Origin of the sequence: Chlamydia serpentis (assembly GCF_900239945.1) — a bacterium.
In the GTDB taxonomy this organism is placed as follows: domain Bacteria; phylum Chlamydiota; class Chlamydiia; order Chlamydiales; family Chlamydiaceae; genus Chlamydia; species Chlamydia serpentis.
Window position 1 is genome coordinate 118,305 of sequence record NZ_LT993738.1, and the last position, 14,242, is coordinate 132,546.

The following is a 14,242-nucleotide window of genomic DNA, read 5'->3' on the forward strand; positions in this document are numbered from 1 at the left end:
CTATTTCTTGGGATTTTTCTTGTCTGTATCAGGAAACAGCTTGCGTCGTTTTTGATAATAGATATAGCCCATTAGGGAAATAGCAGTTGCTAACGCTATACCACTCACTAGATAGCCTGAGAGTGTTGTTGGAGCAGAGACTCCAGCTAGGCGTCCTATACGCCCAATAGGCCAGAAAGTACATAGAGGAGATCCTAAGAGATTTTCAACAGGAACAAAACCAAACTCCCTGCTATCGGCGCTCATAGGATAATTATCTCCTAGAACTAGAACATGACCTTGAGGAACTTGAATGCCAAAGTTCTGCATAAATTCCTTAAATTCTTCAAAGTTTTCTGGAGGTAATCCCTTTTCAATAAAGGCTATATAAGGTTTTGTTTCTAAAGATGTTTCTTGTTTTTCTTTTTCAGAGGTTATAAATTTTTGCAGAGCCGGGTCATTTTTTATAAATACCGGAGAATCCATGATATAAAGATTTCCTTGATTGAAGAAAGCATAACGGTTAGGTAGAGGTGCTTGCTTAGGGTTCACTGGGTTATAAATAGAACTGAAATTAATTCCACAGTTAAATAGGTCAACGACTTGTTTATCATTAAGTTGAGTTAAGGGATGGGCAGGTTTTAACTTATAGCGAATTCCGCCAAAACTAATTTTATATGCCTCGCCTTTAGAATATTCATAACAACCATCAGGAACCTTAGGAAGGGGAATAGCGTAGGCTTTGGCGATACCTGAAGTATTAACTTTGAATTGATGATACTTATAAGCTAATCCTTCGGAGATAATAAAACGAGATGTTGTAAGATTTTTCCGAATTAAGTGTAAATGCTCCTTGCGTAAAGGAAGAAGGGTTTTCATAGGTTGAATTGAAGGAATTAGTTGGTGATCATATTGACGTAATAGAGGCTGAGGATAGGAAAGGTTCCCGGTATGAGAGATTTCTAAATAAAGTTTGGTTGGGCTGCTTGGATTGGGAATTAAGTGGATTGTGCGTGCTTGTTGTTCTGTAAGGATACGTACCATAGCATAGTTTCCCATGCCGAAAAGATCAGCATAACTTACTGGAAAGATATGGGGCTCTTTTAACTTATTAGGCTCGTCTCGATGCCACTCTTTATTATAGAAAAATTCCCCGTAAGTTGAGGTCTGAGGAAACGTTAGCCTACCACAACTTTGGTTCATTTGTTTGAAATCTATAGTAGTCGTTTGCTCAGATGCATTGATGCTTGTAGTCCCGTCGAAAGATATGTAGGGAACATGGTATAAGTTTTCTAAACCATGGACGAAAGGAAAGTCTATCCGCTTACCTGCATAATCAAGACCATAAATTTTCCCTCCATAAAAGTATAAAATATCACCCGGCCTTCCCATGCAACGTTTAATATAACGTTTCTTTCCAGGAATAAAACCAAAGTACTTTGTATCGGCATCTGGAATAGGAAGGTCTCCTACAGTGAACACAACCAGGCCCCCTCGAGTCACTGATTCAGGATTGAATGCTAAAGGCTTTTTACCAAAAGGATAATGAAGACCAAATGTAGTTTTAGAAACAAGAATTCGATCTTGTTCTAAAATTGTAGGTCTCATGGATCCTGTCGGAACTTCATAAAGTTCAAACCAAAATTGACGAACTAAAAAAGCAACAAGACCAGCAAAAAGAATTGCCTTAGTAAGTTCATAGGTTTTGCTTGCTAAGGAAGTGGGATAGCACTTACAAAATGTTAAAGCCTGGGCAGCTAATTCACTTGCCATTTCTTGATTATGTTGAAAGATAGCTTTTTCTAGTTGTTCCAATAGTTCTTGGAGTTTCTTTTTAGACTCAGGAGAATGGTGGAGTTTTTTACTTTTTAAAATTTTATAAGTACTGTGGAGGATATGACGACTTTTATTTAAAGAATAGTATTGTTTCATAGTGATACTGGGTTAAGAAAGTCTTAATTCTATTTTTTGAGATTGATTATTATAGAAGGGTTATTAGTTCTTTTAGAGCTAATCGACAAGAGAAACAACAAAACAATCCTAATGCTAAATGCCTAAGCACATTCTATGCGTATTAGATTTTTCGATCCAAAATTATTTTGCTATATCAATCGATCTTACAATCAGGAATAGAATATAGATAGGGAGAGGTTGCTCCATGTCCTACATCCAATGCTCTGATTATGGTATTTCCTTTAGGAGTCTCAATGTTTGCCCATAAAGGAAACGGAGAAATATTAGGTGTGGCAAAATACATTAGTATACTCGTTTCTGATAAGGAACCCCCGTCTTTAGGCCAAAATCCATGCCATGCATCAGCGGGAACTGGTATGGGTGGAGCTCCTTCAAAGGATACTTTTGGAAACCAAGATTTATTTCCTTTACCCTCTACCTTAATTAAGTGCAAAGGAGCTGGCGATAGACGGAGTTTAAAAATTTGAGAAAAAAAGGGCACTTCATTGGAGCTCACTATAGGCTCTAGATTCTGGGTGCGAGTGTTTAAAGAAAAAAGATGAGTACCGTCTGAAGATAGAGAAACAACAAATACTTTGGATGGTGACTTTAACTCGTGAACTGCGGTTTTCCAAGAAACTTTTTCTATTAAAGCACGTTCCTTATAGATTATACAGGGAAAATGAATGATCTCTAACCAAACGACTTTAGGAGAGGTAGATTTAATTAAAATAAAAGCCCTTTGAGAGCCCTTGCTTAAAACAGTATAATCCCCTGACTGGGCTAGAAAAATATTTTCTTGAATTATTTGTGAAGAAGTTATTTTAGAGGCACAAAATGAAGAAAAAGGTATGCAAAAAAAGAATGACAAAGAGAGAGTTAAGAAGAGTATTTTTCCTTGCTTTTTCATGAGATATTTCTGTAGAATCCCTTCAAATATATCGAGCTATCATTTTCCATAGTAGGATAGCGATTTTGGAGTTGTCAATATGAAAAAAAATACCCACCCTGAATACAGACAAGTTTTATTTGTAGATTCTTCGACAGGGTATAAGTTTGTTTGTGGATCTACATATCAAAGTGAAAAAACAGAAATTTTTGAAGGTCAGGAGTATCCTGTATGTTATGTCAGCGTTTCCTCTTCTTCGCATCCCTTTTTCACTGGAAGTAAGAAATTTGTTGATGCTGAAGGTAGGGTAGATAAGTTCTTGAAACGCTACAGTAATGTCAGACAATCTGTACAGCAGGCGCAGCCCGAAGAAGATAATTTAACTTCTGTTAAGGGAAAGAAAAAAGTTGTAAGTAAGAAAAAGAAGTAAGGCTTTTTCTAACGTTTAATTTTATAGAACGCATTGCGGATCCCAGTGATTTGCAATGTGTTTTCGTTTATAGGCTTTCTCTCTTGCAATGGCTTTTATAATGCGTTATCCTCTTCTAGATGCGTGATAATTTTAAGCAGAAAGCTGCACAATTCTGTTAGTGTTAGAAGGATTTATTCTTTCAAATGTTGCTTATTATCAATTTTCTCTCATTCTTTTAGGGATTCATGAAGAACAAAATTGCCGAATATTTAAACCGGTTAGCAGAAATCGAAATAAAAATTTCAAATCCTGAAATTTTTTCTAATTCTAAAGAGTATACTGCTCTTAGTAAGGAACATTCGTATCTTCTAGAATTAAAAAATGCATACGATAAGATATTGAATTTAGAAAAGGTGCTTTCTGATGATAAGCAGGCCCTAGCTATTGAGAAGGATCAAGAAATGATCGTGATGCTAGAAGAGGGAATTAACGTAAATAAAATAGAGCTAGAGAAATTAAATAAGATATTGGAAAGTTTACTTGTCCCTCCAGATCCTGATGATGATTTAAATGTTATTATGGAATTACGAGCAGGTACAGGAGGTGAGGAGGCAGCCCTTTTTGTTGGAGATTGTGTTCGGATGTATCATCTTTATGCTTCGGCTAAAGGATGGAAATATGAAGTGCTCTCTGTATCTGAATCTGATCTTAAAGGATATAAAGAATATGTTATGGGGATCTCAGGAACTGGAGTTAAGCGTTTACTTCAGTATGAAGCAGGTACTCATCGTGTTCAGAGAGTTCCTGAAACAGAAACTCAAGGACGAGTACATACATCTGCAATTACAATAGCAGTTCTCCCCGAACCCTCAGAAGAAGACACAGAACTCTTCATTAATGAGAAGGATTTAAAAATAGATACATTCAGAGCATCTGGAGCCGGAGGACAGCACGTAAATGTTACGGACTCTGCGGTAAGAATTACTCACTTACCTACAGGGGTAGTAGTCACTTGTCAAGATGAACGTAGTCAACATAAAAATAAAGATAAGGCAATGCGTATTCTTAAAGCTCGGATTCGTGATGCAGAAATGCAAAAAAGACATAACGAGGCTTCTGCTATGCGTTCTGCTCAAGTAGGTAGCGGAGATCGTTCAGAAAGAATTCGCACTTATAATTTTTCGCAAAATCGTGTTACTGATCATAGGATAGGCTTAACTTTATATAGTCTGGATAAAGTTATGGAAGGAGACTTGGATCCAATTACGATGGCCTTGGTTAGACATGCGTATCATCAGTTGCTTGAGCATGGAAATTAAAAAAGTTATTGAAGAGGGTATTGCCTATTTAGATTATTACGGCGTACCTTTATCTCATTCGGAAGCTCTTTATATCCTTATGGATTTGTTAGGACTAAGTTCACGGGCAAAATTGCTAGATCTTTTTGAAATTAATGCATCTATGTTGCACGAATATCAAAACCGACTTGTCATAAGAGCTCGACGGTATCCTACCGCCTATCTTCACGGGAAGACTAATTTTTTAGGGCTAACATTAAATGTAGATTCTAGGGTCCTAATTCCTAGAGCAGAGACCGAGTTGCTTGCTGAGTATATCATTAAGTATCTCATGCTCCACTCTGAGATTCAAACTTTTTATGATATTTGTTGTGGCAGTGGATGTTTAGGACTAGCAATAAAAAAATATTGTCCTCATGTTGATGTTGTACTTTCAGATATTTGTCCTAAGGCTATTGCTGTTGCTAAGATTAATGCAGAAAGTCATGGACTAGATGTCAAAATTCTTCTTGGGGATTTATTTGCTCCCTATGATAGTCCTGCTGACGCTTTTGTATGTAATCCTCCCTACTTGTCCTTTAACGAAATTATTCGTACAGATCCTGAAGTGCGTTGTTATGAGCCATGGAAGGCTCTTATTGGAGGTCCTACAGGATTAGAGTTTTACGAGCGTATAGCTCAAGAATTATTTAAGATTTTGATTCCGAAAGGAGTGGGATGGCTTGAGATTGGTTATAATCAGGGAAAAAGTGTGCAGAATATTTTTTTGAAAAAAGGCATAGGTGGTCGTATTTATCAAGATTTGTCTGGTCACGATAGGATTTTTTTTCTTGAAATGGATCCAAGAGATCCTGTATCCTCAACAATTTATTCTTGATTTTTTCTGGATAAATGATTAATTCTTTGTCGCAAAAGTTATCTTCTATTTTTTCTTCTTTAGTTTCTTCTCGTAGAATTAATGAAGAAAATATTTCTGAGTCTATTCGAGAAGTTCGTTTGGCTCTGTTAGATGCTGACGTAAATTATCATGTCGTTAAGGATTTTATTTCTAAAGTAAAGGAAAAGGTCCTTGGAGAAGAGATTTGGAAGCATATTTCCCCAGGTCAGCAGTTTATACGTTGTTTGCATGAAGAGTTAACCACATTTTTAAGCAATGATGGAGAAAAACTTTTGATTGAAGGAATGCCTTCGGTAATTCTTCTTTGTGGTCTCCAAGGGTCGGGAAAAACAACAACAGCTGCTAAACTTGCTGAATATGTAATTAAAGATCGTAAGGCTAAGAAAGTTCTTGTGGTTCCCTGTGATCTAAAAAGGTTTGCAGCTATAGAGCAATTAAAAATTTTGGTTTCCCAAACAAAAGCTGAACTATACCAAACTCAAGAAGATAACCCCGTATCTGTTGTTACTCGCGCGCTTGCCTATGCTAAAGAGCAAGGTCATGATCTTGTTATTCTTGATACTGCAGGGCGTCTCAATATAGATAACGAACTTATGGAAGAGTTAAGAGCTATACAAAAAGCTTCTCAAGCCAATGAGCGGCTTTTTGTAATGAACCTAGCTATGGGACAGGATATTGTAGGAATAGCGCAAGCGTTTGACAAGTATTTAGATCTTACAGGAGTGATTCTCTCGATGACTGATGGGGACGCGCGAGCAGGAGCAGTTTTTTCAATTAAGCATGTCCTTGGTAAGCCCATTAAATTTGAGGGATGTGGAGAGCGTGTTCAAGATTTGCGTTCTTTTGATCCCCAATCAATGGCCGACCGTATCCTTGGAATGGGAGATACAATAAACTTCGTTAAAGAAATGCGGCAATATATCTCTGAAGAAGAAGATGCAGAGTTAGGTAAAAAACTTGCTACTGCAGCTTTTACTTATGAAGATTATTATAAGCAAATGAAAGCATTTCGTCGCATGGGGCCTTTGAGAAAGCTCTTGGGTATGATGCCAGGTTTTAATAATTCTAATCCAAGTGAAAAGGATTTAGAGGATTCTGAGAAACGGATGAAAACAACAGAAGCAATCATCCTTTCCATGACTCCAGAAGAAAGAAAGGAGCTAGTGGAATTGGATATGAGCCGTATGAAGAGAATTGCCTCTGGATGTGGTTTAAGTTTAGGCGATGTGAATCAATTCCGTAAACAGATGTTGCAATCTAAAAAGTTTTTTAAAGGAATGTCTAAAGGAAAAATGGAACAAATGAAGAAAAAAATGTCTGGAGGAAATCAGTGGCGTTAAAAATTCGTTTAAGACAACAAGGGCGTAGAAATCATGTTGTTTATAGATTAGTACTCGCAGATGTCGAGTCTCCTCGTGATGGTAAGTACATAGAATTATTGGGGTGGTATGACCCTCATAGTTCTGTAAATTATCAGTTGAAAAGTGAACGAATTTTTTATTGGTTAGAACAGGGTGCACAACTTTCTTCAAAAGCTGAAGCTTTAGTAAAACAAGGTGCTCCAGGGGTTTATAGCGCGCTTGTCTCTAAACAAGAAGCTCGCAAACTAGTTATGCGTAAAAAGCGTCGTGTCTATAGACAACGTCGATCTGCACAAAGAGAAGAAGCAGCTAAAGCTGCAACTAAATAGGTAATGAACTGGGATGAAGATAGATATACTTTCTTTATTCCCAGGTTATTTTGATGGTCCGCTGCAAACAAGTATTTTAGGTAGAGCTTTAGAGCAAGGACTCTTAGATGTCCAACTAATAAATCTTCGTGATTTTGGACTCGGCAAATGGAAGCAGGTGGATGATACGCCTTTTGGTTGTAGTGGGATGCTATTAATGGCGGAGCCTGTTACTTCAGCTATTAGAAGTATAAGAAAAGAAAGTTCTAGGGTAGTCTATCTTTCTCCTCAAGGAGCTTTATTAACAGCTGAGAAGAGCCGAGAATTAGCTCAGACTGACCATTTGATATTACTCTGTGGTCATTATGAAGGTATTGACGAGCGTGCTATCGAGAGCGAAGTAGATGAAGAAATTAGTATTGGGGACTATGTTCTAACTAATGGTGCAGTTGCTGCTCTTGTCCTTATCGATGCGGTCTCGCGCTTTGTTCCTGGTGTTTTAGGGAATCAAGAAAGTGCTGAAAGCGATTCTTTAGAAAACGGCTTATTAAAAGGGCCTCAGTATACACGTCCTAGAATATTTGAAGGGAAAGCGGTTCCTGAAGTCTTGTTGCAGGGTAATCATAATGCTATTGCCCAATGGAGATTGGATGCAAGTAAACAAAGGACTTGTGAAAGACGACCTGATTTGTATTTGAACTATCTCTACAATCGCTCTATGAGCGAAGAATTTGGTGTAGATAGTAGAGAGAATCAACATCAATTCAAGTGTGGAAAAATTGCTATAATATTAGAAGTAAAGAAGTTAAAACAGGCAAAAAGTTTTTATTGTAAAGTATTTAGGTGTGACCAACCTTGGATAGGTCTTGAGGATAAATTTTGCCTTCCTGATGAAGGCAAAACCTTATTTTGGTTGCAAGAAGTTGGAGCCGAGAAAAAAAATACGACCACACTATCTGTTTACTTTAATTCTGAAGAGGATTTTCTTTGTCTTCTAAGAAGATGGGAGTTGTTTGGTGGGACATTGTTAGAGAAACACGCTAATGAGCATGTTGTTTTGGCCCTAGCGGAAGATCTAGATGGACATGTATGGATGTTCTCTTGGCATAAGATAAAATAAGAAGGAAGAGAATTTTAGGTGGTATATTATGGGGAATTTACTAAAAGAGTTGGAGCAAGAACAGTGTAGGAACGATCTTCCTGATTTTCATGTTGGTGATACTATTCGGTTAGCTACAAAGATTTCTGAAGGTGGTAAAGAACGCGTTCAGGTATTTCAGGGTACGGTAATGACTCGTCGAGGCGGTGGTTCTGGAGAGACGGTATCTTTACATCGTGTAGCTTATGGCGAGGGTATGGAAAAGAGTTTCTTGCTTAATAGTCCTAGGATTGTAAGTATTGAAGTTATTAAGCGAGGTAAAGTTGCTCGAGCGCGCTTATATTACTTAAGAGGAAAAACAGGTAAAGCTGCTAAGGTTAAAGAATTTGTAGGGCCCAGATCCTCAAAAAAATAGCCTACTTCCACTAGCCAGCGACAGAATATCTTCCTATTTAATGAGTATTAATAATCTGCAGTAGCGTATGAATACTTCTATTTCTGATTCTGAAGTCCAGCGTTTTCTCTCTATGATGACTTTTGAGAATGAAGTTGCTTCTGAAGGATTTAGTCTAATCGCTGGTGTAGATGAAGCTGGAAGAGGGCCACTTGCAGGCCCCGTAGTTGCTGGTGCTTGTGTTTTACCTCGAGGAACAGTGTTTCCTGGAATAAACGACAGTAAAAAATTAACTCCTAAGGAACGAGCTAAAATTCGTGAAACTTTAGTACAAGATCCAAAGGTCTTTTTTGGTATAGGTGTTGTTTCCGTAGAAAGAATAGACCAAATCAATATTTTAGAAGCTACTAAAGAAGCGATGATTGAAGCGATTTCTTCTTTATCAATACTCCCAGATTTTCTTCTTGTTGATGGCTTGTATCTATCTCATGTAATTCCTTGTAAAAAGATAGTTCGAGGGGATGCTAGATCGGCATCAATAGCTGCAGCCTCTATACTAGCCAAAGAGTATCGTGACGAATTGATGCTAAAATTACATGAGCTATATCCTCAGTATGGATTTGATAGGCATAAGGGATATGGAACTACTTTTCACTTAGAAGCAATACGCCGTTATGGTCCCAGTCCTTGCCATAGAAAGACCTTTTCTCCGATCAAGCAAATGTGTGTTGCTCTATGAATAAGATTTTAGTCGACTACCCCTTTTCCCCAGATGGTCCTGAGTGCTTGCCAAAGCTTTTTACTATTAGTGCTCCGGCGGGAGTAGGAAAAACAACTCTTGTCCGTATGCTAGAGGAGGAATTTCCTTTTACCTTTGTTAAAACTATATCGGTAACAACAAGGAAAGCTCGAGAAGGGGAGGTCTCTGGTAAAGATTATCATTTTGTTTCACATCAAGAATTTCAAAAACTTTTAGATGATCAGTCTCTATTGGAGTCAGTTTTTCTGTTTGGAGAATATTATGGGACAAGTATGTTAGAGATTGAACGAATTTGGAATCTTCGAAAACACGCGATTGCTGTTGTTGATATCCAAGGGGCTTTATTTATTCGATCTCACATGGTGAGCACATCTATTTTTATTGCTCCACCTTCACAAGAGGAACTTGAGAGAAGATTAGCTTTACGAGGGTCTGAAGAGCGAATCCAAAGAAAAGAACGACTAGAGCATAGCCTTGTTGAGCTTGCAGCTGCACATCAGTTTGACTATGTTATTGTTAATGATGACTTAAATCAAGCTTATAAGGTTTTAAAAAGCATTTTTATAGCTGAAGAACATAGGAATATATTATGAATAAAAAAGATCGTTTCACTAATGAAAAGTTAAACAAACTTTTCGATAGTCCTTTTAGTTTAGTGAACTATGCGATTAAACAAGCAAAGATTAAGATTGCAAAAGGCGACGTTCGCTCTTCCAATGTTGCGATTGAAACTCTCCTACTATTAGATCGCGATGGGATACAACCAGATTTTATTGAAGAGACTACAATTACTGTCTCCCCTCCTGTAGAAAGAAAAAGATCAGAACACACAAATTCTAGGAAAAAAGATCCATCAGCATATACTTGGAGTGATGTAAAGTAATGTCAAAAAGGGTTTTGATTACCTCAGCTTTACCCTATGCTAATGGTCCACTACATTTTGGTCATATTGCAGGAGTTTATCTTCCTGCGGATGTGCATGCGAGGTTTCGTAGGTTATTAGGGGATGATGTCCTTTATATTTGTGGCTCGGATGAATTTGGCATAGCGATTACTTTAAATGCAGATCGTGAAGGGTTAGGATATCAAGAATATGTGGATATATATCATAAGCTACATAAAGATACCTTTGAAAAGTTAGGGTTTGCTTTAGATTTCTTTTCTCGAACTACAAATTCCTTTCATGAAGAGATTGTCCAAGATTTTTATAAGCAGCTTAAAGCTTCTGGATTGATTGAGAATCGTCTTTCTGACCAACTCTATTCTGAAGAAGAAGGACGTTTTCTTGCGGATCGGTATGTAGAAGGAAAATGTCCTCGTTGTGGATTTGATGGTGCTCGGGGTGACGAATGTCAGCATTGTGGTGCGGACTACGAGGCAACAGATTTGGTAGATCCTAAGTCTAAGATTTCTGGAGCTGCGTTAATAAAAAGAAAGACAGAACACTCGTATTTTCTTTTAGATCATGTTCAAGATGCTTTGCTTGCTTTTATTAAAGACTGCTATTTACCTGAACATGTTCGTAAATTTGTTGTAGATTATATAGAGAATGTTAGACCTCGCGCTATTACTCGAGATTTATCTTGGGGGATTTCTGTTCCAGATTTTCCAGGGAAAGTGTTTTATGTATGGTTTGATGCTCCTATAGGATATATCAGCGGAACTATGGAATGGGCGGCCTCCCAAGGCAATCCCGAGGCGTGGAGGTCTTTTTGGCTTGAAGAAGACGTAGAGTATATCCAATTTATAGGTAAAGACAATCTTCCTTTCCATGCTGTGATTTTCCCAGCTATGGAATTAGGGCAGAAACTTCATTATAAGAAAGTTGATGCCTTAGTAGTTTCAGAGTTTTATCTCTTAGAGGGGCGTCAATTCAGTAAGTCTGAGGGTAACTACGTTGATATGGATGCATTTTTGAATTCATATTCTCTAGATAAATTGCGTTATGTGCTCGCCGCTACAGCTCCAGAAACTTCAGATAGTGAATTTAGTTTCCTTGATTTTAAGACACGTTGTAATTCCGAGTTGGTAGGAAAGTTTGGGAACTTTATAAACCGTGTTCTAGCTTTTGCTGAGAAGAATCATTATGACAAGCTTTCTTATAATTCTGGGCTTTTAGAAGATAGTGACAAGGTATTTCTTAAAGAGGTTCTTGAGCTTGTTAGGGATGCTGAAAAGTGTTATAGAGATTATAGCTTACGTAAAGCAACGAACGTCATTATGGCACTGGCAGCTTTAGGAAATGTTTATTTTAATCAAAAAGCTCCCTGGAAGCTCTTAAAAGAGGGTGCTCGTGATCGTGTCGGGGCAATTTTGTTCTGCGCATGTTATTGTCAGAAATTGCTAGGTTTGATTAGTTATCCGATCATGCCTGAAAGTGCTATAGCGATTTGGAAGATGATCTCACCAAAGTCTCTAGAAAACTGTGAGTTTGATAAAATGTATGCTAGAAATCTATGGAATCAAGCAATTTTAGATATTATAAGTGAAGAGTTTCACCTAAAGTCTCCATGGTTGCTATTTACAACCGTAGACTAGACTCTAGACGTTGTATACTGTTAAGATTTTGATTTTCGGATTTTATTTGGAGTCTAGTTTTTTAAGCGCATCTGCTAGGCCTGTACATCGGTGCTGGACTCGATTATTTCTTGTTGCAATAGCAATAGCTTTTTTTGTTCCAACAAGAATCACTAATTGTTTGCCTCGAGTGATAGCAGTGTAAAGGAGATTTCTATAGAGCATCATGAAGTGCGATGTATGGATAGGAATAATAATACAAGGACTTTCACTCCCTTGATACTTATGTACTGAAGTAGCATAGGCTAATACTAAATCATCAAGCTCCGAAAAAGAGTAGCTTATATGTCTTCCTTCCATACGAACAACAACAGATTTTTCTTCGAAATTGATTGTAGATACGTAGCCTATATCTCCGTTAAAGACTTCTTTATTATAGTTATTACGGGTTTGCATGACCTTGTCTCCAATAGCATAGGATTGAAACCTTCCATGGAGATTTGCTTTTTTAGGGTTTAGCGCATGTTTGAGTGCTTTATTTAAATTATAGATTCCTAGGGTTCCCTTTTTCATAGGGGCTAAGACTTGAATATCTTGAGGATAGATATGATATTTTTTTGGAACAAACTGGGTAATGAGATGAATGATATGATTGAGAGCTTCTTCCTGATCGTCCTTTTGGAAAAATAAGAAGTCTCGACGTCCTGTTTCTGGGTACAAAATAGGAAATTCTCCTTCATTTACTCTATGTGCATTGGTCACGATTCCTGAGTCATGAACTTGGCGAAAAATTTTATTTAATCTGATGACTGTTATTTTATTTGATGTAATTAGGTCCTTAAGAATATTGCCTGGACCTACACTTGGAAGCTGATGAATATCTCCAATAAACACTAGAGTAGTATAGTCAGGAAGAGCTTTTAGGAAATGGTGTAATAAGTGTGTATCAATCATTCCTGATTCATCAACAATGATTAAATCACAATCTATAGGGTTGTCGTGATTTTTTCGGAAAGACTTAGTTTTAAAATCATATTGGAGGAGCGCATGAATCGTAACAGAATGTTTTTGTGTGATTTCTGTCATTCGTTTAGCAGCTTTTCCTGTAGGAGCCGCTAGGATGATTTTATGAGTCACTTGCTCAAAGATTTTGAGTATTGCTTGAGTGATAGTACTTTTTCCTGTTCCAGGTCCTCCTGTAATGATCAGCAGCTTTTCAGAAAAACAAGCTTTAATAGCTTCTTGTTGTTGTTCTGCTAGAGTTACGCTTAAGTTGTCTTCAACCCAGGCAATAGCTTTTTCTCCATCGATAGAGCGTGTTCTTCTTGAAGAAAATAAAACGCGCTTCAAATCAGCAACTATAGTTTTTTCTGCAAGATAAAGATAACGTGTCCAGACATGCAAGGTTCCTGCAATATCTTGAGTATATAGTAGTTTACGGCTTTGCATATTAAGGATTTGTGTCTGGATTTCTTCTAGGGTAATAGGAGATTCAAACACATCCTGATTTAAAAGCTTGGCAACGATCTCTGTAAGCAATTCTAGGGGATAACAAGTATGGCCTTCTTCTTGCAGTTCTTCTAAGGAATGTTCGATACCAGCACATAGGCGACTTTCAGAATTTTTAGGAACACCGAGTTTCATAGCTATAAAATCAGCAGTTTTAAATCCAATTCCTTCCATTTCTCTAGCTAGAAGAAAGGGATCCTCACAGATTTTTTCTATAGACTTTTCTTGGTACTTTTTAAAAATCCTCACGCCATAATGAATTGGAATATTGTATTCCTGAAGGAAGAGTAATGTTTTTCTTAAGATCTTCTGTTCACAAAGTTGTTTACAGATGTTAGCGCATCTTGTGTCACTAATGCCAGCAACTTCACTTAAGCGTTCAGGATTAATATCTAGAATATAGCAGGTTTTTTCTTGAAATTTTTCAATAATCTTCTCAGCAATCTTAGGACCTATTCCTTTAATGAGTTTCGAAGTGAGATAGTGAAAGACACCACGATATTCATAAAGGAGAGAAGAGTCATAACTATGAATTTGGAAGTACTTAGTATTTGAATAAGATTGACTCCACACGCCATAAATCTGAACTTGGGAGCCTAGTACCAAGGGGGAGGGAAGTTTGCCTTTAATCAAAATAGGAGTATGTCTATCAGGTATTTTAATATAAGCAGTAACTTCCCCGGAGTCTTTGTTTTCAACAAGTATTTGCTCTAAGTATCCGCAAATTTTTTCCATAGAATTCTAAAACATTGTTTTCTGGAAAATGAAGTACCTTAGGGAATCTTTATAAAAAACAAGGATCATAAACTTTTTCGGATAAAAACGAAAAATCCCAGGGTTTTTAATCTTGGGGTAAACATATCAA

14 protein-coding genes are annotated in these 14,242 nt (G+C 37.3%); 11 read left to right on the plus strand and 3 right to left on the minus strand.

What is annotated here, in order from left to right:
- Positions 1–1,911: a signal peptidase I gene (gene lepB / locus C834KP_RS00445; protein WP_108896261.1), complete on the minus strand. Its 1,911-nt coding sequence runs from the start codon at positions 1,909–1,911 to the stop codon at positions 1–3.
- Positions 1,912–2,086: 175 nt separating this feature from the next.
- On the minus strand, positions 2,087–2,842 hold the full coding sequence (locus tag C834KP_RS00450) for a hypothetical protein (protein ID WP_108896262.1): 756 nt from the start codon (positions 2,840–2,842) through the stop codon (positions 2,087–2,089).
- 79 nt (positions 2,843–2,921) lie between these two features.
- On the opposite strand from C834KP_RS00450, the gene C834KP_RS00455 reads away from it, so the two are divergent.
- The 11 genes from C834KP_RS00455 to metG all read left to right on the plus strand — a co-directional run bounded on the left by C834KP_RS00455 (position 2,922) and on the right by metG (position 11,889).
- Positions 2,922–3,251, plus strand: a complete 330-nt coding sequence (locus C834KP_RS00455) for a type B 50S ribosomal protein L31 (protein WP_108896263.1) — start codon at positions 2,922–2,924, stop codon at positions 3,249–3,251.
- Positions 3,252–3,478: 227 nt separating this feature from the next.
- A complete protein-coding gene (prfA, locus tag C834KP_RS00460; protein WP_108896264.1) occupies positions 3,479–4,552 on the plus strand; it encodes a peptide chain release factor 1 in 1,074 nt (357 codons plus the stop codon).
- The gene (gene prmC / locus C834KP_RS00465) at positions 4,542–5,408 is read left to right on the plus strand and encodes a peptide chain release factor N(5)-glutamine methyltransferase (protein WP_108896265.1); all 867 of its coding nucleotides are present in this window, start codon (positions 4,542–4,544) and stop codon (positions 5,406–5,408) included. The genes prfA and prmC overlap by 11 nt, the downstream gene beginning before the upstream one ends.
- A gap of 14 nt (positions 5,409–5,422) precedes the next feature.
- On the plus strand, positions 5,423–6,769 hold the full coding sequence (ffh, locus tag C834KP_RS00470) for a signal recognition particle protein (RefSeq protein WP_108896266.1): 1,347 nt from the start codon (positions 5,423–5,425) through the stop codon (positions 6,767–6,769).
- Positions 6,760–7,119 carry a 30S ribosomal protein S16 gene (locus C834KP_RS00475; RefSeq protein WP_108896267.1) on the plus strand — a complete coding sequence of 120 codons (360 nt, stop codon included), beginning with the start codon at positions 6,760–6,762 and terminating at the stop codon, positions 7,117–7,119. Before ffh ends, C834KP_RS00475 begins: the two co-directional genes overlap by 10 nt.
- Positions 7,120–7,132: 13 nt before the next feature.
- On the plus strand, positions 7,133–8,218 hold the full coding sequence (gene trmD, locus C834KP_RS00480; protein WP_108896268.1) for a tRNA (guanosine(37)-N1)-methyltransferase TrmD: 1,086 nt from the start codon (positions 7,133–7,135) through the stop codon (positions 8,216–8,218).
- Between the two features lie 28 nt (positions 8,219–8,246).
- Positions 8,247–8,612 (plus strand): 50S ribosomal protein L19, encoded by a 366-nt coding sequence (rplS, locus tag C834KP_RS00485; RefSeq protein ID WP_108896269.1) that lies wholly within the window; start codon positions 8,247–8,249, stop codon positions 8,610–8,612.
- A 67-nt stretch (positions 8,613–8,679) separates the two neighbouring features.
- Positions 8,680–9,330 (plus strand): ribonuclease HII, encoded by a 651-nt coding sequence (locus tag C834KP_RS00490; protein ID WP_108896270.1) that lies wholly within the window; start codon positions 8,680–8,682, stop codon positions 9,328–9,330.
- A complete protein-coding gene (gmk, locus tag C834KP_RS00495) occupies positions 9,327–9,944 on the plus strand; it encodes a guanylate kinase (protein ID WP_108896271.1) in 618 nt (205 codons plus the stop codon). The genes C834KP_RS00490 and gmk overlap by 4 nt, the downstream gene beginning before the upstream one ends.
- On the plus strand, positions 9,941–10,234 hold the full coding sequence (locus tag C834KP_RS00500) for a hypothetical protein (protein ID WP_108896272.1): 294 nt from the start codon (positions 9,941–9,943) through the stop codon (positions 10,232–10,234). Before gmk ends, C834KP_RS00500 begins: the two co-directional genes overlap by 4 nt.
- Complete coding sequence (gene metG / locus C834KP_RS00505) at positions 10,234–11,889, plus strand: methionine--tRNA ligase (RefSeq protein WP_108896273.1); 1,656 nt, start codon at positions 10,234–10,236, stop codon at positions 11,887–11,889. Before C834KP_RS00500 ends, metG begins: the two co-directional genes overlap by 1 nt.
- A gap of 42 nt (positions 11,890–11,931) precedes the next feature.
- Here the strand turns inward: metG and recD2 are convergent, their stop codons facing one another.
- A complete protein-coding gene (gene recD2 / locus C834KP_RS00510; protein WP_108896274.1) occupies positions 11,932–14,112 on the minus strand; it encodes an SF1B family DNA helicase RecD2 in 2,181 nt (726 codons plus the stop codon).
- Positions 14,113–14,242 lie beyond the last annotated feature (130 nt).